Source organism: Burkholderia sp. A9, assembly GCF_000801975.1.
Genome location: NZ_JSZN01000015.1, coordinates 54,451 through 74,364, shown reverse-complemented (window position 1 = coordinate 74,364; position 19,914 = coordinate 54,451). Strand labels below are relative to the sequence as shown.

At 66.9% G+C, this 19,914-nt stretch carries 21 protein-coding genes and 3 pseudogenes; 19 read left to right on the top strand and 5 right to left on the bottom strand.

The genetic code is table 11. The features are described from left to right. Positions 1–4: 4 nt before the first annotated feature. The 13 genes and pseudogenes from PI86_RS07460 to PI86_RS07395 all read left to right on the top strand — a co-directional run bounded on the left by PI86_RS07460 (position 5) and on the right by PI86_RS07395 (position 10,482). Positions 5–601, top strand: a complete 597-nt coding sequence (locus PI86_RS07460) for a pyridoxamine 5'-phosphate oxidase family protein (RefSeq protein WP_039320450.1) — start codon at positions 5–7, stop codon at positions 599–601. A gap of 170 nt (positions 602–771) precedes the next feature. Then, positions 772–1,011 (top strand): annotated as a pseudogene (locus tag PI86_RS07455) (epoxide hydrolase N-terminal domain-containing protein); the annotation flags it as partial. Then, a pseudogene (locus PI86_RS07450) lies at positions 999–1,361 on the top strand (tripartite tricarboxylate transporter permease); the annotation flags it as partial. The pseudogenes PI86_RS07455 and PI86_RS07450, both read left to right, overlap by 13 nt. 256 nt (positions 1,362–1,617) lie before the next feature. Continuing rightward, the gene (locus tag PI86_RS07445; RefSeq protein ID WP_039320445.1) at positions 1,618–2,661 is read left to right on the top strand and encodes an alpha/beta fold hydrolase; all 1,044 of its coding nucleotides are present in this window, start codon (positions 1,618–1,620) and stop codon (positions 2,659–2,661) included. Further along, positions 2,661–3,197, top strand: a complete 537-nt coding sequence (locus PI86_RS07440) for a cytochrome P460 family protein (RefSeq protein ID WP_039320443.1) — start codon at positions 2,661–2,663, stop codon at positions 3,195–3,197. The genes PI86_RS07445 and PI86_RS07440 overlap by 1 nt, the downstream gene beginning before the upstream one ends. Before the next feature lie 279 nt (positions 3,198–3,476). Continuing rightward, positions 3,477–3,833 carry a DUF4148 domain-containing protein gene (locus tag PI86_RS07435; RefSeq protein WP_039320441.1) on the top strand — a complete coding sequence of 119 codons (357 nt, stop codon included), beginning with the start codon at positions 3,477–3,479 and terminating at the stop codon, positions 3,831–3,833. Between the two features lie 82 nt (positions 3,834–3,915). Beyond that, a complete protein-coding gene (locus PI86_RS07430) occupies positions 3,916–4,707 on the top strand; it encodes an alpha/beta fold hydrolase (protein ID WP_039320732.1) in 792 nt (263 codons plus the stop codon). 26 nt (positions 4,708–4,733) lie between these two features. Continuing rightward, positions 4,734–5,332 (top strand): annotated as a pseudogene (locus PI86_RS17905) (amidase family protein). Between the two features lie 418 nt (positions 5,333–5,750). Next, positions 5,751–6,221, top strand: coding sequence for a rhodanese-like domain-containing protein (locus PI86_RS07415; RefSeq protein WP_039320435.1), 471 nt, complete (start codon positions 5,751–5,753; stop codon positions 6,219–6,221). A gap of 28 nt (positions 6,222–6,249) precedes the next feature. Continuing rightward, entirely contained in the window at positions 6,250–7,209 is a 960-nt protein-coding gene (gene epsC / locus PI86_RS07410) for a serine O-acetyltransferase EpsC (RefSeq protein WP_039320432.1), read from the top strand. Then, complete coding sequence (locus PI86_RS07405; RefSeq protein WP_014900338.1) at positions 7,206–7,427, top strand: helix-turn-helix domain-containing protein; 222 nt, start codon at positions 7,206–7,208, stop codon at positions 7,425–7,427. The genes epsC and PI86_RS07405 overlap by 4 nt, the downstream gene beginning before the upstream one ends. A gap of 135 nt (positions 7,428–7,562) precedes the next feature. Next, positions 7,563–8,495 carry a family 2A encapsulin nanocompartment shell protein gene (locus PI86_RS07400; RefSeq protein ID WP_039320429.1) on the top strand — a complete coding sequence of 311 codons (933 nt, stop codon included), beginning with the start codon at positions 7,563–7,565 and terminating at the stop codon, positions 8,493–8,495. Further along, positions 8,470–10,482, top strand: a complete 2,013-nt coding sequence (locus tag PI86_RS07395) for a family 2A encapsulin nanocompartment cargo protein cysteine desulfurase (protein WP_039320426.1) — start codon at positions 8,470–8,472, stop codon at positions 10,480–10,482. Before PI86_RS07400 ends, PI86_RS07395 begins: the two co-directional genes overlap by 26 nt. A gap of 156 nt (positions 10,483–10,638) precedes the next feature. Here PI86_RS07395 and PI86_RS07390 read toward each other — a convergent pair whose 3' ends face one another. Next, entirely contained in the window at positions 10,639–11,523 is an 885-nt protein-coding gene (locus PI86_RS07390) for a patatin-like phospholipase family protein (protein WP_039320729.1), read from the bottom strand. Positions 11,524–11,716: 193 nt separating this feature from the next. Continuing rightward, a complete protein-coding gene (locus PI86_RS07385) occupies positions 11,717–12,331 on the bottom strand; it encodes a LysE family translocator (protein WP_039320423.1) in 615 nt (204 codons plus the stop codon). 225 nt (positions 12,332–12,556) lie between these two features. Between PI86_RS07385 and PI86_RS07380 the strand changes: the two genes are divergently transcribed. Beyond that, complete coding sequence (locus PI86_RS07380; protein ID WP_039320421.1) at positions 12,557–13,705, top strand: porin; 1,149 nt, start codon at positions 12,557–12,559, stop codon at positions 13,703–13,705. A gap of 111 nt (positions 13,706–13,816) precedes the next feature. On the opposite strand, the gene groL is transcribed toward PI86_RS07380, so the two are convergent. Both groL and PI86_RS07370 read right to left on the bottom strand, forming a co-directional pair. Further along, positions 13,817–15,457 (bottom strand): chaperonin GroEL, encoded by a 1,641-nt coding sequence (gene groL, locus PI86_RS07375; RefSeq protein ID WP_039320418.1) that lies wholly within the window; start codon positions 15,455–15,457, stop codon positions 13,817–13,819. 12 nt (positions 15,458–15,469) lie between these two features. Further along, positions 15,470–15,760: a co-chaperone GroES gene (locus tag PI86_RS07370; RefSeq protein ID WP_011356207.1), complete on the bottom strand. Its 291-nt coding sequence runs from the start codon at positions 15,758–15,760 to the stop codon at positions 15,470–15,472. A gap of 130 nt (positions 15,761–15,890) precedes the next feature. Between PI86_RS07370 and PI86_RS07365 the strand changes: the two genes are divergently transcribed. From PI86_RS07365 to PI86_RS07350, 5 genes are all read left to right on the top strand, one after another. After that, on the top strand, positions 15,891–16,853 hold the full coding sequence (locus PI86_RS07365; RefSeq protein ID WP_235362704.1) for a DMT family transporter: 963 nt from the start codon (positions 15,891–15,893) through the stop codon (positions 16,851–16,853). Positions 16,854–17,116: 263 nt separating this feature from the next. Continuing rightward, complete coding sequence (locus tag PI86_RS07360; RefSeq protein WP_039320411.1) at positions 17,117–17,830, top strand: hypothetical protein; 714 nt, start codon at positions 17,117–17,119, stop codon at positions 17,828–17,830. Further along, positions 17,831–18,112 carry a hypothetical protein gene (locus tag PI86_RS07355; RefSeq protein WP_039320408.1) on the top strand — a complete coding sequence of 94 codons (282 nt, stop codon included), beginning with the start codon at positions 17,831–17,833 and terminating at the stop codon, positions 18,110–18,112. Between the two features lie 88 nt (positions 18,113–18,200). Next, positions 18,201–18,443, top strand: coding sequence for a hypothetical protein (locus PI86_RS16230; protein ID WP_235362703.1), 243 nt, complete (start codon positions 18,201–18,203; stop codon positions 18,441–18,443). A gap of 74 nt (positions 18,444–18,517) precedes the next feature. Next, positions 18,518–18,844, top strand: a complete 327-nt coding sequence (locus PI86_RS07350) for an antibiotic biosynthesis monooxygenase family protein (protein ID WP_039320406.1) — start codon at positions 18,518–18,520, stop codon at positions 18,842–18,844. Between the two features lie 56 nt (positions 18,845–18,900). On the opposite strand, the gene PI86_RS07345 is transcribed toward PI86_RS07350, so the two are convergent. After that, a complete protein-coding gene (locus PI86_RS07345) occupies positions 18,901–19,833 on the bottom strand; it encodes a LysR family transcriptional regulator (RefSeq protein WP_039320403.1) in 933 nt (310 codons plus the stop codon). Positions 19,834–19,914: the final 81 nt, after the last annotated feature.

Below are 19,914 nucleotides of genomic sequence, written 5' to 3'. Positions count from 1 at the left end.
CATCATGTCCGATCCTGCTTCTGAATCGCTCACGCAAACATACGATCGTGTGTGGTCCTGCCTCGAGTCCGGCGTCAGCACCCAGCGCTCGCCGTTCACGATGCTGCAGGCCGCGACGCTCGGCGTCGACGGCGCGCCGAAGGTGCGCACGATCGTGTTGCGGCAAGTGAGCCGCGCCGATCGTCAGCTGTCGTTCCATACCGACGTGCGTTCGGAGAAAGTCGCGGAGCTGCGCCGCGATCCGCGCATCGCGATCGTCGCGAACGATCTCGATGCGCTCGTGCAGATTCGTGCGGAAGGCGTCGCATCGATCTGCGACGACGAAGCGCAGCGTCGCGCGATCTGGCAATCGAGCCGTCCGCATACGCTGCTGCTGTATCGCGCACCGTTGCGTCCGGGCACGCCGATCGAGTCGCCTGAAGACGTGCACGTCGCGGCGAGCCAAAGCGCCGCCGCCACCGACGACGGTTATCAAAATTTCTGCCTGCTCCACGTCACGGTGACGCGCATCGACTGGCTCGAACTCGCGCGCAGCGGCCATCGCCGCGCGGTGTTCGACCTGAACGACGACGGCTACGAAGGCCGCTGGATCGCGCCCTGACGGCGACGGCCGCAGCACGGCGACAAACGCAAACAAACCAGACACATCCGGGATACATCAGACCTTTCAGATAGGCAACGCCGCATGACCCGCGCGCGCCCGAATGAAAGAACGCGCGACAGGGCGCGCGGCATGTTCACTTTCCACCTCACGAAAGGAGATGCCGAACGATGTCTTCCACACCGTTTTCCCCGATGCGTCGCCACCTGCTGGCCACTTCCGTCGCCGCCGGTGTTACCGCGATGCTGCCCACCGCGCTTCACGCGGCAACCGGCGACAACGGCATACGGCCGTTCACCGCACACATTCCCGATGAAGCGCTGGTCGACCTGCGCCGCCGCATCGCCGCGATGCGCTGGCCGGGCCGCGAGACCGTCGCCGACGAATCGCAGGGTGTGCGGCCTGCGCGCAGATCCACAACCTGCATACGCTGATGAGCTGGCCCGAGTTTCTCGGCTACGGGCTGCTGTCGATCCTGCTGGCCGGGCTGATCGCGTATCTGCTCGCGATGCACCACGCGCACCGCGCGGCGTCGTTCGTCGCGCGCAAGCTGAGCCACGACGCGATCATCGCGACCTTCGCGGGGCTGATCGTCGTGATCGGCGTGTGGGAAGGGCAGCTGCTGGGGCTCGCGGTGATCGTCACGGTCGGCCTGTTCGGCGGCATGCTGTCGCGGCTGTTCGCGTTCAACACGGGCGTGCAGTTCATGGGGTATTACGTCGCGGCGCTCAGCGTGCCCGCGATCGTCAAGCTGCTCTGACGCATCGGCACACGGGGCCGCGTGTGCCGCACGGCTCCCGAAACGCATCGTTTCGCGTGCGATTTTGAATCGCCGTGTGTCGTGATCGAACCCGGATACGTTGAGATACAAAGCATCCGGATGGTTCGGATATAAAACCGGTGAAGCGATTCACGCAGCGGCGCGGTGCCATGCACCGCCGGCGTGAACGGCGATACCGAAGTGTCCGCACGTGCCGCGGGCCCCTTCCTTAGCGATCGACAATGGAGAACGAGTCATGCCTGATACCGTGAACACCCGACGCCGCCTGATCCTGGGTACGACGCTCGCCAGCCTGACCCTGGCCGACCTCGGGTTCGGCGCGTTGGCGCACGCGCAGTCGGCGCCCGCCGCAGCGACGGCGAAAGGCGCGGCTGGCGTCGTGTCGCTGGGCAAGATCCACCAGATCGACGCCGGCGTGCTCAACGTCGGGTATGCGGACCTCGGGCCGAAGAACGGCCCCGTCGTGTTCCTGCTGCACGGCTGGCCGTACGACATCTACAGCTACGCGGAAGTTGCGCCGCTGCTGACGGCGGCCGGCTACCGCGTGATCGTGCCGTACCTGCGCGGCTACGGGGCGACCACGTTCCGCTCGGCCGACACGGTGCGCAACGGCCAGCAGGCGGTGACGGCCGTCGACATCGTCGCGCTGATGGATGCGCTGAAGATCGACCGCGCGGTGTTCGGCGGCTACGACTGGGGTGCGCGCACGGCCGACATCATCGCGGCGCTGTGGCCGCAGCGCGTGAAGGCGCTGGTGTCGGTGAGCGGCTACCTGATCGGCAGCCAGGAGGCGAACCGCAAGCCGCTGCCGCCGCAGGCCGAATTTCAGTGGTGGTATCAGTTCTACTTCGCGACCGAACGCGGCGCGCTCGGCTACGCGGAGAATCGCGATGCGTTCAACAAGCTGATCTGGCAGCTCGCGTCGCCGAAGTGGCAGTTCTCCGACGAGACCTATGCGCGCAGTGCCGCGTCGTTCCAGAACCCCGATCACGTGGCCGTCGTGATCCACAACTATCGCTGGCGCCTCGGGCTCGCGAAGGGCGAAGCGCAGTACGACGACATCGAGCGGCGTCTCGCGGCCGGTCCGGCGATCACCGTGCCGACGATCACGATGGAAGGCGACGCGAACGGCGCGCCGCATCCGCAGCCGGCCGCATACGCGAAGAAGTTCACGGGCAAGTACCAGCACCGGACGATCACCGGCGGCATCGGCCACAACCTGCCGCAGGAAGCGCCGCAGGCGTTCGCCGATGCGATCCTGCAAGTGGAGCATCTGTGATGCGGGCACCCGCTGGCGTGTTGCATCTCGGCGCGCGCCGTGCGCTCGGCGCGGGCGTCCTGCTGGCCGGCGCGCTGTCGGCGAGCGGCCCGGCCGCGTTTGCCGAGCAGCCGAAGCCGGCCGCGTCGCCGATCCACGGGGTCACGATTCCGCCCGGGTACCGGAAGTGGGAAATGGTCGCGCCGGCCGAGGAAGCGGCGCCGCTCGACGAACTGCGCGTGGTGCTCGGCAACCCCGTCGCGATCCGAGCGCTCGAACAGTCGACGCTGCCGTTTCCGGACGGCACGATCCTCGTGAAGCTCGCGTACAAGCGCAAGCAGTCCGACGAGTTCGCGCCCGCGACGGTGCCCGGCCAGGCGACGACCGTGCAGGTGATGGTGAAGGATTCGCGCCGCTATGCGTCGACGGGCGGCTGGGGTTTCGGGCGCTTCATCAGCGGCGTGCCGGCCGATATCGGTCAGCATCAGACGTGCTTCGCGTGTCACCAGGCGCGCGTGAAGAATCACGACTATGTGTTCACGCGGTTGGCGCCTTGATGTGACTTGACGCGATCGGTTTGACGAAGAGGCGTGCCACGTGAGGCACGCCTTTTTTGTGCGGCGGGAGGCAGGGCGAGCGGTACGTTGTTGTGCGGGTTTGTATTGCACTGTATCTGGAGCCGTTGCGGAAACATCGGATTGCACAACCCCCCTGTTTCGGAAACATGCCGGATACGTGGGCCGGTTCTACTGTCGACATGCAGCAAACGTTCGGTGCCAGACGTTCGCATCGGACACCAAGTGATCGATACCCAACTTCCTCTCAGGAGAACGCTCATGAAAGCCGCTCGAATCCTCGCAGTTGCAGTGCTCGCTTCCCTCCCCGCATTGTCGTTTGCCGATACCGGCCACGGCCTCACGCGTGCCGACGTGCGCGCCGAACTCGTCCGCCTCGAGCAGGCCGGCTACAACCCGGCCGGCAGCGAAGCACATTACCCGGACGATATCGCCGCCGCACAGAACGCCGTCGCCGCCGCGGAGCAGGTCGCGCGTTCGGACCAGAACGGCCCGTCGAAGTCGCAGGACGACAACGTGGCCAAAGCGTCGACGCCGGCCGGCCGCTACGCCGCAGCCGACCCGCGTGCCGCACGGAATTCACGCACGGCTGCCGACGATCTGTACGCGCATTCGTGATCGGTTGGCGCGCCTGCCGGACGCAGGCGCAGTCGCATCAGCAACACTTGATATGAACAACACGACAGAAAGGGGCATGACGATGGTCGGTTTGACGAAACGGGTTCTGGTGTCCGCGGCGGTGATCGGCGGGTTGTTCGGTGCGGTCGCGGCGCAGGCAGCGCCGAAGGACGACCTGAAGGGCACGAACGTCGTGCTCGTGCATGGCGCGTTCGCCGACGGGTCGAGCTGGAATCGCGTGATTCCGCTGCTCGAAGCGCGCGGTCTGCATGTCGTAGCGGTGCAGAACCCGCTGAGCTCGCTCGCCGACGACGCGGCAGCGACGAAGCGCGCGATCGACGCGCAGAAGGGGCCCGTCGTGCTGGTCGGCCACTCGTGGGCCGGTGTCGTGATCAGCGACGCGGGCAACAACGACAAGGTCAAGTCGCTCGTCTACGTCGCCGCGTTCGCGCCCGACAACGGCCAGTCGATCGCCGACGTCACGCAGGGGCTGCCGGCACCGGCGTGGGCCGGCGAACTACGCAAGGACGCCGCTGGCTTCGCGACGCTGTCGGACAAGGCGATCGCGCAGGATTTCGCGCCGGACCTGCCGCCCGTGCAGCAGCGCGTCGTCGCGGCGACGCAAGGGCCGTGGTACGGTGGCTGCATTTCGGAGAAGGTCACGCAGGCCGCCTGGCATGCGAAGCCGTCGTCGTTCGTCGTCGCGACGCAGGACCGGATGATCGATCCGAATCTGCAGGAGGCGATGGCGAAGCGGATCGGCGCGACGGTCACGCGCGTGAACGGCAGCCATGTCGCGATGCTGAGCCAGCCGAAGGCCGTGGCCGACGCGATCATCGCGGCTGCAGAACGGGCGAAGCAGGATGCGCAGTGAGTGAACGCGGTGCCGCGATGTGGATAATGCGCGGCGCCGTCGGCGATTGTGATGCCCTTTCACGAGGACGAATCACGACGCAACAGTTCTGGCAGCTGTCCGCTACCGAAATCGCGAAGCGGGTGCGGCACCGCGAAGTCTCCGCGCGGGAAGTGGCCGATGCCACGCTCGCCCGTCTCGACGCGGTGAATCCGGCGATCAACGCGGTGGTCGAGCATCGTCCCGACGACGTGCGGCGGCAAGCCGACGAAGTCGATCGCGCGATCGCGCGCGGCGACGATCCGGGCCCGCTCGCCGGCGTGCCACGCTGACGCGGCAGTGGCGGCTGTTTCTCGACGAATACGCGGTGTTGCTGCTGCCGGTGTCGTCGGAACTGCCGTTCCCCGACGATCTCGATCGGAAGGGGCCGGACGGGTTCGAGCGCGTATGGGAAGCGCAGCTCACGCTGCGTGCGCTGCCGGCGATGGGGCTGCCAGGGCTCGCGGTGACGACGGGGCTCGTGAACCACGTGCCGGTCGGTGTGCAGGTGGTCGCCGCGCATCATCGCGAGGATCTGTGCCTGCTTGCCTGGCGCGATATCGAGGCGCGCGGCGTGCCGGTTGTGCCGGGCGATCCGGTGCCCTGATGCGGTGACGGGTGTGGCGCGTCGGCGCTGCACCGCGTCCATCGGTCGTGCTTCATCGATGCGTCGATGCGTGCGCCACTCAAACCGGTGCACGATGCCATTTCGGATTCCATGACAACGTGCGGCGCGCGTCGCGTGCCGCATCGTTCGCTATCTCGCGCTCCTTTCACCTTTCAATCACCTTCCGTGCACGACATCGAACGGCCATCGCTTCCTATCCCCCGCACGAACCCGCCGCGATAGCGCGCGTCTGCTATTGCATTTCGCACGCCGCTGATTAGGAAATGAATTTTTATTGGTTCAGCTTCCTGGACCGCGCTCGCATAGTGGCGCTGACGGCTATAGACAGCAAGCAAGCTGCACCGGCCGCATTCCCGGCGTGGTGGGTCATACGAATCTGCGAGAACAAGGAAGCTTGATGATGGTTGCACTGGAACAACGAACCGCCGCCCAGCAGGCGCTCGAAGACGCCCGCGCGGCGGCCGCATCGGCGGGCACGCCCTACGCGGGCGGCGTGGCGCCGGAAGCCGCGTGGGCCCTGTTTTCCGCCGGCGACGCGCTGCTGGTCGACGTGCGCACCGCGGAGGAACGGAAATTCGTCGGCCACGTGCCGGAATCGCTGCATGTGTCGTGGGCGACCGGCACGAGCCTGACGCGCAACCCGCGCTTCGTGCGTGAACTGGAAGCGAAGACCGGCAAGGACGCGGTGGTGCTGCTGCTCTGCCGCAGCGGCAACCGCTCCGCGCAGGCGGCCGAAGCCGCGACCAAAGGCGGGTTCACGCAAGTATTCAACGTGCTCGAAGGGTTCGAGGGCGACCTCGACGAACGGCTGCATCGCGGCGACCGCAATGGCTGGCGCCATCGCGGCCTGCCGTGGGCGCAGGACTGAGTCACGGCCGTTACGGGGAGAAGTCAGCATGGCCGCATTCGATATCGACGACATCGTTCAGTCGCTCCAGACCGTGCGCCGCGCGTGGCGCGAGAAGCAGCGGCGCTCGCTCGAACCGGGCGGGCGCGACCTGCCGGCGCGCGAGGCGCTCGCCCAGATCGTCGGCGCGCTGAAGGGCGTGCTGTTCCCGATGCGGCTCGGGCCGCCCGACCTGCGGCAGGAGAGCGAGAACTTCCATGTGGCCCACGCGCTCGACGCGGCACTGAACGCGCTGCTCGCGCAGGTGACGCTCGAACTGCGCTACGCGGCGCGGCAACGTAACGCCGACGCGCGGATCGACGAAGTGGCCGCCACCGCCGTGCAAGCGTTCGCCGCACGTTTGCCCGACATCCGCCGGCTGCTCGACAGCGACGTGCTGGCTGCGTTCCATGGCGATCCGGCCGCTGGCAGCGTCGACGAAGTGCTGCTCTGCTATCCGGGCATCCTCGCGATGATCCACCACCGGCTCGCGCACGAGCTGTACCGGCTCGGGCTGCCGCTGCTCGCGCGGATCATCGCCGAGCAGGCACACGCGGAAACCGGCATCGACATTCATCCGGGCGCGCGCATCGGCGGCGGCTTTTTCATCGACCACGGCACGGGCGTCGTGATCGGCGAGACCGCGATCATCGGCGAGCGCGTGCGCGTGTACCAGGCCGTCACGCTGGGTGCCAAGCGTTTCCCGCGCGATGCGGCCGGCCATCTGGAGAAAGGGCTCGCACGTCATCCGATCGTCGAGGACGACGTCGTGATCTATGCGGGCGCAACGATCCTCGGCCGCGTGACGATAGGCCGCGGCGCGGTGATCGGCGGCAACGTGTGGCTCACGCAGGACGTGCCTGCCGGCGCCAACGTCACGCAGGCCGTGCTGCGCAGCGAAGCGAACGCCGCGCCGCGTGCGCGGGTCGAGCCGGCCGAGCCGGTGCCCGACGCGCAGGTGGCGACGTGACCGACCTGATCCAGCACTTCGGCGCCAACGTGCGCAAGCTGCGCGAGGCGCGCACGTGGTCGCAGGAGCAGCTCGCCGAACACGCGGGGCTGAACCGCTCGTATGTCGGCGAGATCGAGCGCGGCGAGGCGATCGCGTCGATCGTCACGGCCGACAAGATCGCGCGCGCGTTCGACGTGTCGATCTCCACGCTGCTGCCCGGCGTGTACGTCACCTGACGCATCCCGCTTCTTTTCCCCTTCGGTTGTGCCGTGTGACGGCTATAGCATGTTGAGCCGGCAGGTGCGTGCTTCCGATAATCACCGAGCGTCATAAGCAATCCCGTTTTTCATCTTAAGAACCCGGAGCCACACATGTCGACCGTTGCAAGCGGCACGGCCGCGCTGAGCGATCACGCCGCCCGCCAACTAGCCAACGCTACCAAGACCGTCCCGCAGCTTTCCACGATTACGCCGCGCTGGCTGACCCATCTGCTGCAATGGGTGCCGGTCGAGGCCGGCATCTATCGCCTGAACCAGGTGAAGAACCCGGAAGCCGTACGCGCCGCGTGCACGCAGCTCGAGGACGAAATCGTGCTGCCGCGGACCTTCGTGCCGTACGAGGAACAGCCGCGCGAGTATTTCCTGAATGCGGTGAGCACAGTGCTCGACGTGCATACGCGGATCTCCGATCTCTACAGCAGTCCTCATGACCAGATCAAGGAACAGCTGCGCCTGACGATCGAGACGATCAAGGAGCTGCAGGAAAGCCAGCTGATCAACAACCCGGACTACGGGCTGCTCGCGAACGTGACCGACGAACAGCGGATCTTTCCGCTGACCGGCGCGCCGACGCCGGACGACCTCGACGAGCTGCTGACCAAGGTGTGGAAGGAACCCGCGTTCTTCCTCACCCATCCGCTCGCGATCGCCGCATTCGGCCGCGAATGCACGCGGCGCGGCGTGCCGCCGCCGACGGTCAGCCTGTTCGGCTCGCAGTTCCTCACGTGGCGCGGTATTCCGCTGATCCCGTCGGACAAGGTGCCCGTCGCCGACGGCAAGACCAAGATCCTGCTGCTGCGCGTCGGCGACAAGCGCCAGGGCGTCGTCGGCCTGTATCAGCCGGGCGTCGCGGGCGAGCAGGGGCCGGGCCTGTCGGTGCGCTTCATGGGGATCAACAACCAGGCGATCGCGTCGTACCTGATCTCGCTGTATTGCTCGCTCGCGGTCCATTCGCCGGATGCGCTGGCTGTCCTCGATGACGTCGAAATCGCCAAGTTCCATGACTATCCCGACACCTACCGTTAATCCCGGCCCGGCCGGCGGCGACGCGCTCGCATTGCCGCACGCGCCGCTGCCGGCCGGCCTGCCCGACCCGGCGGCGCTCGCGCGGCTCGCGTCCGAGTTCTTCGCGACGCCGCCCGGGCAGGCCACCGCGCCCGGGCTGGCGGCGGGCAGCGGGGCCGTCGGCGGCGTGCCGTCGGCGTTGCCGGCCGCCGCGCCGATCCTCGCGTCAGTGAGTAATCCGGCGCCGGCCGGCTCGCCGCTCGCGGGGCCGGGCGGCACGGGCACCGGCGTGCCGGGCCTCGCGTTGCCGCAAGGCAAGGCGCCCGGCGCGAACCTCGCGCCGTCCGCGCCGACGCACGTGCTGTCGCTCGGCAATCGCGTGCCCGCGCTCGCACCGCATGCAGCCGCGCAGAACGGGCTGCCCGACAACGCGGTGTCGATCGCGCCCGCGTTCGAACCGCGCGTCGGCGGCGCGGCGCTTGGCGTGCCGCAGGCGAATGCGGCGGTGTCGGAGGGCACGGTGAAGGCTGCGCCGGCTGCGTCGCCGTACTACTTCACCGACGGTTCGCTGCAGGGCTGGCAGGCGACGCCGCAGGACATCGTCGTGCCGTCGAACGGGCTCGCGTCGCCGGAAGCGTTCGGGCTGCCGGGCGACGACGCGTTGCGCGACCTGCTCGCGGTGCATCGCGGCGTGCCGGTGTCGCGCGCAGCGGGCGCGGACGTGCCGCGTTATTTCATCGACGATGCGCATGCCGCCGAGCCGCAGGGCAACCTGTATCGCGGCGCGCACCCGCCGTTCGACGTGAATGCGATCCGCCGCGATTTCCCGATCCTGCAGGAGCGCGTGAACGGCAAGCAGCTCGTCTGGTTCGACAACGCGGCGACGACGCACAAGCCGCAGGCCGTGATCGATCGTCTCGCGTATTTCTATGCGCACGAGAACTCGAACATCCACCGCGCCGCGCATGCACTGGCGGGCCGCGCGACGGATGCGTACGAACATGCGCGCGACACCGTGCGGCGCTTCATCGGCGCGGCGTCGTCCGACGAAATCGTATTCGTGCGCGGCACGACCGAGGCGATCAACCTGATCGCGAAGACGTGGGGCGTGCAGAACGTCAGCGAAGGCGACGAGATCGTCGTGTCCCATCTCGAGCATCACGCGAACATCGTGCCGTGGCAGCAGCTCGCGGCGCTCAAGGGTGCGAAGCTGCGTGTGATTCCGGTCGACGATTCGGGGCAGGTGCTGCTCGACGAATACCGGAAGCTGCTCAACGATCGCACGAAGATCGTGTCGGTCACGCAGGTGTCGAATGCGCTCGGCACGGTCGTGCCGGTGCAGGAGATCGTCGAGCTCGCGCATCGTGCGGGCGCGAAGGCGCTGGTCGACGGCGCGCAGTCGATCTCGCACATGCGCGTCGACGTGCAGGCACTCGATGCGGATTTCTTCGTGTTCTCCGGGCACAAGATCTACGGGCCGACCGGGATCGGCGTCGTGTACGGCAAGCGCGCGATCCTCGACGACATGCCGCCATGGCAGGGCGGCGGCAACATGATCGCGGACGTGACGTTCGAGCGCACGGTGTTCCAGCCGCCGCCGAACCGCTTCGAGGCCGGCACCGGCAATATCGCGGATGCGGTGGGGCTGGGTGCGGCGCTCGACTACGTGGGCCGCGTCGGCATCGAGAACATCGCGCGCTACGAGCACGACCTGCTTGCCTATGCGACGAGCGTGCTCGCGCCGGTGCCGGGCGTGCGGCTCGTCGGTACCGCGCGCGACAAGGCGAGCGTGTTGTCGTTCGTGCTCAAGGGCTATGAGACCGAGGAAGTCGGGCAGGCGTTGAACGAAGAGGGCATCGCGGTGCGCTCCGGGCATCACTGCGCGCAGCCGATCCTGCGGCGCTTCGGGCTGGAGGCGACGGTGCGGCCGTCGCTGGCGTTCTACAACACGTGCGATGAAGTCGATGCGCTGGTGAGTGTCGTGAGGAAGCTGGCGACGCGGCGCTGAGACGCGCGGCACGCGAGAGGGCCGCTTGTGGCTCCCGGCAACGGGACGTCACAAGCGGCCTTTGTTCGGGTTCTTCGCACATTTCCGGGGAGATACCCCGGCAGCCCGGCAATCGGCGTTCATCGTTCTTGAGTGTGCACGGCGCGTAGGCAACCCTCAATGCGACAGCGCCGCGGCGTGATCGTGCTCGCGCAGTTGGTCGGGAATCGCGCACTGCGCGAGCCCGCCCGCATCGATCCACGCACGCGTGCGTTCCGCGGCCTTGTCGATCAGTTGCGCGCACTGCGAGTAATCGTATGACGACACCTCGAGCGGACAGAGCGGCGGTACGACATGGATTTGCGCGCGTGCCGCGTACAGCTCCAGATCGCGCACCAGTTGCCGCGCGATCACGAGCGTCAGCGCGTGCGTCGCATGCGCGATCGCGCTGCGCGGCGGCACGCGCAACGCACAGGCGAACCCGGCCGGCAGCACGACGATCCGCTTGACGCCGAGCGCGAGCGCAACCGAGATCGGCGTATTGTTCGCGACGCCACCGTCGACGAGCTCCACGCCGCCGATGCTGACCGACGGAAACACGCCGGGAATCGCCGCGCTGGCCTGCACGGCATCCACGACCGGGCCGGCGGACAGCACGACTTCGCGGCCGCTCAGCACGTCGGTCGCGACGATGTGGAGCGGCAACGCGGCCTGCTCGATCCGCCGGTACGGCAGGTTCTTTTCCAGCAGCAGGCGCAGCGCATCGGCCTCGACCAGGTGCGGCCGGTTGCGCAGCAGCATCGCGACGAGGCTGCGCATCGAGAACGGCATGACGTCCTGGCGGCGGATCCGGCACCACAGCGCGGCGAGCATCGCGACGCCATCCGCATCCGGCCGGCCGGCGAAATAGGCCGCATTGATCGCGCCCGCCGACGCGCCGACGACGCAATCGGGCCGTTCGCCGCTGGCGACCAGCTCGCGGAGCATGCCGACCTCGATCGCGCCAAGACTGCCGCCGCCGGCGAACACGAAGGCGGTCGAGGGAGTGGGATCGGAAGTCACGGTGCGCCCTCCTGCGGTTGGCTGCGACAGTGCTTTCTCCATAATGGATCGTGCGGCGTCCCGGAGGTCCTGATGAAAACCCTGCCGGCACGCGGACCCGGCCGGTCGGCCGACGATGCGCGTTGCGCGCCGCGTTCCCCGGAATCCCGAGATGAACCTCTTTTTGGGGGGTAATGCGGAAACGTGACGCCGATCAACGCCCGGCCAGCATCCGCCCGCCGAGCCCCATCAGCAGCAGGCCAGCCGTCGTATCGAGCACGGCCTTGCGTCGAATCAGGAGCCGGCGCACGGACGGATGCGACGCGAGCAGCGCCATCGTGCAATACCACGCGGCCGAAATCCCGATCGACAGCGCGACGACCGCGAGATCGAGCCATGCCGGCGCGTGGGCCGGCACCATCAGCGCGAAGATGCTGCCGTAGAACGCGACGGATTTCGGGTTGGTCATGCTGACCACATAGCCCTTCTTCGCGGCGTGCCAGTCGGAGGATGAGGCCGGTGCGGCAACGGGCAGCGGCTGGCGCGCGGTCAGCACCATTTTCAGGCCGAGCCAGATCAGATAGGCGGCGCCCGCCAGCCGCAGCGCGGTATGCACCCATGCGACGTGGGTCACGAGCAGGCTCAGGCCGGCAATCGCGATCGCGGCCCAGGTGCCCGACGCGGCGGCGAGGCCGAGCCCCGTCATCACGCCGGCGCGGCGCTGCGCGACCGCGGTCGACGTGACGATCACCAAGTTCGGGCCCGGGCTGGCGACGCTCAGCAGCAGGACGCCGGCGAGCGGCAGCAACGTGTTGATGGTGGTCGACATGGCTTTCGGGTGCGAAGCGGCGGGGGGCTTTCATCTTACCCGAGCCTGGTGCACGGGACGCCCCACGGCGGCAACCGCAATTGTTGACGGCGTTGGAAAGGACCAATCCAGAAGCGGCAATAGGTGGCGCGATTTTGACCGATTATTCTCCCGATCGCAGTACCGGCCTCCGGACGCGAGTGCTATCGGACTGCTTACAAAATCAATTGCTCAGGGAGGCCATACATGAGACGCATCGTCGTTCCCGGTGGTATCGGCGCGGTTTTCGCCATTGCAGCATCGTCCGCGTTTGCACAGAGTTCCGTCACGTTGTACGGCCTCGTCGATACGGCGATTCGTTATCAGACGAATGCCGCCCCCGACGGCCGGGACCTGATCGGGATGACCGTCGGCCCGGAAACGCACAGCCGCTGGGGCTTGCGCGGCAGCGAGGATCTCGGCGGCGGGCTGTCGGCGATCTTCCGGCTCGAGAATGGGTTCGAGCTCGGCGACGGCAAGCTGCACGTCGCGAACACGCTGTTCAGCCGGCAGGCCTACGTCGGCCTGTCGAGCGACCGGTACGGCTCGCTGACGTTCGGCAACCAGTACGCGCCGCTGTATGACACGATGGGCGACGTATTCGATCCGATGACTGTCGGCGACTACTGGCAGGACAGTTGGGCGTACAACGGCATCGGCAACTACCTGACGGTGGCGAACTCGGTGAAGTACCAGTTCTCGTACAACGGGTTGAGCGTCGATGCGATCTACGGGTTCGGCAATCATGCCGGCGCAATGGGCCTCGACAGCACGTACGGCGTGGAGTTGACCTACGCGCGAGGGCCCGCGTCGATCAACGCAGGCTTCCAGCAAACCTCGGTGTCGTCCGTGAACGGCAGTACGGTCAACGGTGCGAAGGTGAACTTCCTGCACGTGAGCGGCGCGTATCAGGTCACGCGGTCCGTCCGCCTGCTGGCAGGCTGGCTGCACGGCCAGGACAAGACGGGCACGACGGACTTCAACATGCAGCAGGCCGGCGCGCCCATGCTGGGCGGCGGCAGCCCGAATCGTATCGACGATACGTTTTACGTCGGCGCGAACTGGCAGGCCACCGCGCCACTGCTGATCACGGTGGCCGGCTATTACGGCCACGCGCGCAACGCGGAACGGCTCGATGGCACGCTCGGCTCCGGGATCAACTATTCTGCGACCGTGTTGGCCGAATATGCGCTGTCGAAGCACACGGAGGTATACGGCACGGTAGATTTCGCACGCGGCAACGGTGCGTTCGCGGCCGACTATCCGGGTGCCACCAACCCGCTGACGGGCAAGGTCGACCAGATCGGCAGGACCAACAACGTCGGGGCCGCGATCGGCCTGCGCCAGATGTTCTGACGACGGTTCGCCCGGCGTCCGCTGATAAAAAACGCGTGGCGACCGGTGCCGCCACGCGTCGTGGGTGGAGGCGTGCGGTCGCCAGGTTCGGGCGATCGCACGTACCGGCGATCAGAAATCGAACCCCGGCCCGCCCGCACCCGGGCCGCCCGGCGTCGCGGCCGGCGCCGCGTCCTTCGGCGCTTCGAACACGGTCGCATCGGTCGTCAGCAGCAGCCCGGCGACCGACGCCGCGTTCTGCAGCGCGGTGCGCGTGACCTTGGTCGGATCGAGCACGCCCGATTCGACGAGATCGCCGTATTCACCGGTCTGCGCGTTGTAGCCGAAGTTGCCCGCGCCTTCCGCAACCTTCGCGACAACCACGCTCGCTTCCTCGCCCGCATTCGTGACGATCTGGCGCAGCGGTTCCTCCAGCGCGCGCAGCACGATCTTGATGCCCGCGTTCTGGTCGGCGTTCGCGCCCTTCAGTTCGCGGATCGCCGGCCGCACGCGGATCAGCGCGACCCCGCCGCCCGGGACGATGCCTTCTTCCACAGCCGCGCGCGTTGCGTGCAGCGCGTCGTCGACGCGGTCCTTCTTCTCCTTCACCTCGATCTCGGTCGCGCCGCCGACCTTGATCACGGCCACGCCGCCGGCCAGCTTCGCCACGCGTTCCTGCAGCTTTTCACGGTCGTAGTCCGACGTCGCTTCCTCGATCTGCACGCGGATCTGCTTCACGCGCGCCTCGATGTTTTTCGCATCGCCCGCGCCGTCGATCACGGTCGTGTTTTCCTTGCCGACCTCGATGCGCTTCGCCTGGCCAAGCTCGGCGAGCGTCGCCTTTTCGAGCGTCAGGCCCGTTTCCTCGGCGATCACCTGCCCGCCGGTGAGGATCGCGATGTCCTCGAGCAGCGCCTTGCGGCGATCGCCGAAGCCCGGCGCCTTGACCGCGACCGTCTTCAGGATGCCGCGGATGTTGTTCACGACCAGCGTCGCGAGCGCTTCGCCCTCGACGTCCTCAGCAATGATCAGCAGCGGCCGGCCCGACTTCGCGACCTGTTCGAGCACCGGCAGCAGGTCGCGGATGTTCGAGATCTTCTTGTCGTGCAGCAGGATGTACGGGTTCTCGATCTCGGCGATCTGCTTGTCGGGATGGGTGATGAAGTACGGCGACAGGTAGCCGCGATCGAACTGCAGCCCTTCGACCACGTCGAGCTCGTCGGCGAGCGACTTGCCGTCCTCGACGGTGATCACGCCTTCCTTGCCGACGCGGTCGATCGCCTCGGCGATGCGCTGGCCGATCGATTCCTCGCCGTTCGCGGAGATCGTCGCGACCTGCGCGATTTCCTTGCTCGTGGTGGTCGGCTTGCTGATCTTCTTCAGCTCGTCGACGGCTGCTGCCACGGCCTTGTCGATCCCGCGCTTCAGGTCGAGCGGGTTGAGCCCGGCCGCGACGTATTTCTGGCCTTCACGCACGATCGCCTGCGCGAGCACGGTGGCCGTCGTCGTGCCGTCGCCGGCCGCATCGCTGGTGCGCGACGCGACTTCCTTCACGAGCTGCGCGCCGATGTTCTGCAGCTTGTCCGCGAGTTCGATTTCCTTCGCGACCGACACGCCGTCCTTCGTGACGACGGGCGCGCCGAAGCTGCGTTCGAGCACGACGTTGCGGCCCTTCGGCCCGAGCGTGACCTTCACTGCGTTCGCGAGAAGGTTGACGCCTTCGGTCAATTTCGCACGGGCGACGTCGCTGAAAATGATTTCCTTCGCTGCCATGATTGCACTCCGTTATTGATTGACGACCGCGACGATGTCTTCCTCGCGCAGTACGAGGAATTCGTTGCCGTCCACCTTGACGGCCTGGCCTGCGTACTTGCCGAACAGCACGCGTTCGCCGACCTGCAGGTCGGGCACGATGCGCTGGCCGTCCGCGTCCTTGCGGCCGGGGCCGACGGCGATCACTTCGCCCTGGTCGGGCTTTTCCGCGGCGCTGTCGGGGATCACGATGCCCGAAGCGGTGGTGGTTTCCTGGTCGAGTCGCTTCACGATGACCCGGTCGTGCAAGGGGCGTAGGCTCATCTGTCTGTCCTGTTCTGTTGCGTCGAAATTGGCTGGCACTCTTCATCAGAGCGTGCTGACGAGTATAAAAACGCGCGGCGGCGCGATCCAATAACGGATTCGGAAAAGCATTTGCGCGGATGCGCTATGGATGGAGAGCGAAGGGCGCCGCGCAGCCGAAGCGTATGATCCCGACATCGCACACTCGCCCGGGGAGCGCACGAGCGTGGCAAGGACACCGGAAGCCGGACGACAACCCGCGTGGCTGCGCATCGCGCCCGCGCTGTTCCTGCTGCTGTGGGCGAGCGGCTTCGTGTTCCTGAAGCTCGGGCTGCGCGATGCCGATCCGCTGACGTTCCTCGCACTGCGCTACGCATGCGTCGTCGCGCTGCTCGCCGGGCCGTTCCTGTGGCTGCGCCCCGCGTTGCCGCGCACGCGCGGCGAATGGCGCAATCTCGTCGTCGTCGGCTTGCTGCTGCAGGCCGGCTATTTCTCGTTCACGTATCTGAGCCTGAAGCTCGGGATGTCGGCCGGGGCCGTCGCGCTCGTCACGTCGCAGCAACCGATTCTCGTCGGCCTGCTCGCGCCGCTGATCGCCGGCGAGCGTGTCGGCGCGCTGCGCTGGATCGGGCTCGCGCTCGGCGCCGCCGGCGCGGTGCTCGTCATCCTCGCGCGTTCGTCGGTCGCGGTGTCGTCGGCGTGGGCGCTGGCGTTCGCGCTGCTCGCACTCGCGTGCATCACCGGCGGCACGCTGTGGGAAAAACGCTTCGGCACCAACGTCCATCCCGTCACCGCGAACCTCGTGCAATACACGGTCGGCCTCGCGGTGACCGCGCCGCTCGCGTTCGCGCTCGAACCGATGCACGTGCACTGGACCGCCGGCCTCGCCGGTTCGCTCGCGTACCTGGTGATCTGCAATTCGCTGATCGCGATCTCGCTGCTGCTGGCGATGGTGCGCTACGGCGAGGCGTCGCGCGTATCGGCGCTGTTTTTCCTGATTCCGCCGGCCACCGCGCTGATCGCGCTCGTCGTGCTCGGCGAGACGATCGGCGCGCTCGCGTGGCCGGGGATGGCGCTTGCCGCGGCCGGCTTGTATCTGGTGATGCGGTACTGAGCGAGCGGCACGGGCCACCTCGAGCAGGTAACACAATTTAAAGGTTCTGAGAGGGCGTGTACTTTCGTGCACTCGCCCGGAATGCGCCCGCCTGTCCGTGCCCACACTGCGGGCCGCAGCGCCTCGCCGGCGTGTTCCAGGAAAACGATGCGAGCTTTCAGCCCCGCCGAGCGCGGGGCTTTTTTCTGTTCCATGAAAACCGGGAGCTTGTGGCGTCGTGTTTCGAAAAGTAGATTCGCCCGACGATAACGCCGGAGTGTCGAATGGCTTCGATTGCGATCGAGTTGGGTTCTGGAAAGCGCGCGACGCTGACACGCGCGGGAAGTGCAACGTTGTCGGCCAATCAACGCGCTGCAGTCTCTGAGTTGATGCTGCACTGGCCGAAGTACGCGGGCCTGACAACGAACGCGATGACGTACCTCCGACAATTCGGCCTTGACGCATTTCGTGGTGCCCCGCTCGATATGCTTAGGTCTGCCATCGAGGGCGGGCGGGTCGTGGTCGAGATCGAGCGCCTGGCGGATGGTGGTGGCGTTTCTGGTGGTCAGCCGTCCACGCCGCCTTTCCCTCGGGCGAATCGGCTCGCCAGGGTGGCGCCGATGGCGTCGCTGCCGGTAGACAAGCCGATCCCGAGTTGGGCGCGTCCAAGTGATGTATTGGCCGATGAGTTGATAAGCTATTTGGAAAGCGTCATAGGGGGCGCAGGCGGCGGCGTTACCGGCACGGCATCCGGGCTGGTTGATACGCCGCTCGGCGACGCTGCACCGTTTTCGCCGGGGGACTCGCCTTTGGGTGACGATTCGTTGAATCTGGCTGCGCGCCGCGTGAACGAAGGGTTGGAGGTTGCCTGTATGGAGAAATACGAAGCAGCTATCGAATTGTGCAATCGACTGGCAAAGGTCATGGGCGGGCTTGCCGGGCTGGCACTGTGCAAGCAGAATGCGTTTATGAATTACCAGGAATGCAGGGGATTCTAAATGGCTAAGCATTCGCCTTATGCCGTCGTGGTGATTTACGACGAGGACCAGCAAAGACTCACCGTAAAAGCGGCTGATCCGGACAAAATCGCGCCGCAGTTACAGGGCGTTCTCGAAATGCCGATCCTGTTGGACGAGTTCGACTATCGGATAGATGATGAATTTGCTCGTCGCCTCGGTGCCGCAATGCTGAACCTCATCGCTGCCGGGCAGCCCTGCATCGAGAAATACATGAGTGTGACGCTTGAGCCTATTCCGAGGCCGGGTGGCGGCAGCCGCTGACGCTTGTAGAAGAATGTGACATGAGCAAACCGAGACGGGCAATCATCGTGTTTACGACGAGGACACTGAACAAGTTGCGTTATGCACAGTGTTTCGCAAGGACGTGCAGGCCGTCCTTGACCGCGAAATGAATGCGGGTGTCGCCATCACGATTCCGCGGCATGCAGAACCGAACGACGGGTGTCCGATTACCGATGAGGACGCGCGGCGACCAGGCGGCATGGCACTGCTGATGCAGGCGGGCGTACATCCGGAATTGCGCGAACGGCTCAAATTCGCGGAGGCAGGTTCCGTCGACTGGTCCCCTGTTCGGCGCCCGGACACAGACTGAACCCGCACGCCGCCTCGGCACGCCGCGCGTGCCTTACACTTGGCGCTCTTTCAATCGTCTCCGATGGAGCGCGCATGTACGCATCGACCTTCATTTTCCGCGCCGGACAATACGACGACGAATTCCACCGGCTCGACCAGCAGATCGCCGACATGGCGCGTGCGACGCCCGGCTATCTCGGCGAGGAGACGTGGGAGAACACCGGGGCCGGGCTGATCCAGAACGTCTACTACTGGGAATCGGAGGCGGCACTGCAGCAACTGATGCAGCACCCCGCGCATCTCGAAGCGAAGGCGAAGCAGGCGCGCTGGCTGGACGGTTATCGCGTCGTGATCTCGAAGGTGCTGCACGAGTACGGTGACGGCAAGCTCACGAAGCCGCACGCGGGGCAGCCTGCGTGAGCTGACCGCCGGCGCCCCGCGTCAGGCATGCCGCGCGAACGCACCGGCGCGCGGCGTCAAAGCGCTTCGACCAGCAACCGGTTGCTGTTCCCGCAATACTCGTGACACGCGGCGCGTGCGGCGATCGACGCGCCGTGCACGAATTTCGGCGCATCGGCGCGGCGCGACATCGACACGACGATCGATGGCGGCGACGGCTGCAGCGGCAGCTCGACGACCTCGCCGCTGGCGATCAGCGCATCGACGAACAGCACCGGAATCGCGGCGACGCCGTAGCCGTCGCGCACCAGCTGCACGATCACCGAGATCGACGGCGAGCCGGTGATGCGGGTCTCCGACAGCGGCACGCCATGCGCGTGCGCGAGCGTGCGCACGATGTCCTCGAGCGCGCGGTGCGGCGCGGTCCCGCGCCCGTAGGTCAGGATCGGCTGGCGCAGCACCTGCCGCGCGAGGCCGGTGCGCGTGTTCGGCAGCAGCCCCGCGCGCGCGATCCAGCGCACCGGATAGTTCGCGAGCGCGTCGCACACGACCGACGCTTCGTCGCTGCCCTCCACCCGAATGATCAGATCGAGCTCGCCGGCCATCAGCCGGCGCTGCAGCACGACGCTGACGTCGACGGTCAGGTCGATTTCCAGTTGCGGATAGTCGGCCGCGAGGCGACGCAGGTAGTGCGGCAGCCAGCTGTGCACGACCGTCTCGATCACGCCGAGCCGCAGCTTGCCGCGCAGCGCGCTTTCGCCGGCCGCGGCGGCCTGCAGCTCCTGCGTTGCCTCGACGACGGCCTTCGCATAGCCGAGCAGGTACTCGCCGTTCGGTGTGAGCCGGAATGCGCGGCTGTCGCGATCGACGAGCACCGTCTGCAATTCGTCCTCGAGCGCCTTCAGGCGTTGCGAGATCGCGGCCGGCGTCGCGTGCAGCGCGGCGGCCGTGGTGCGGAAGTTGCGCAGCTTCGCGAGCGTGACGAAGGTTTCGAGAAAACGCGTGTTCATGGCGGTCGGACGGACGGTGGACGCGCAGCTTGCCGGTGAAGAAAAGTGAACGGGACCGGGGAAAACCCCGAGATTCGTTAA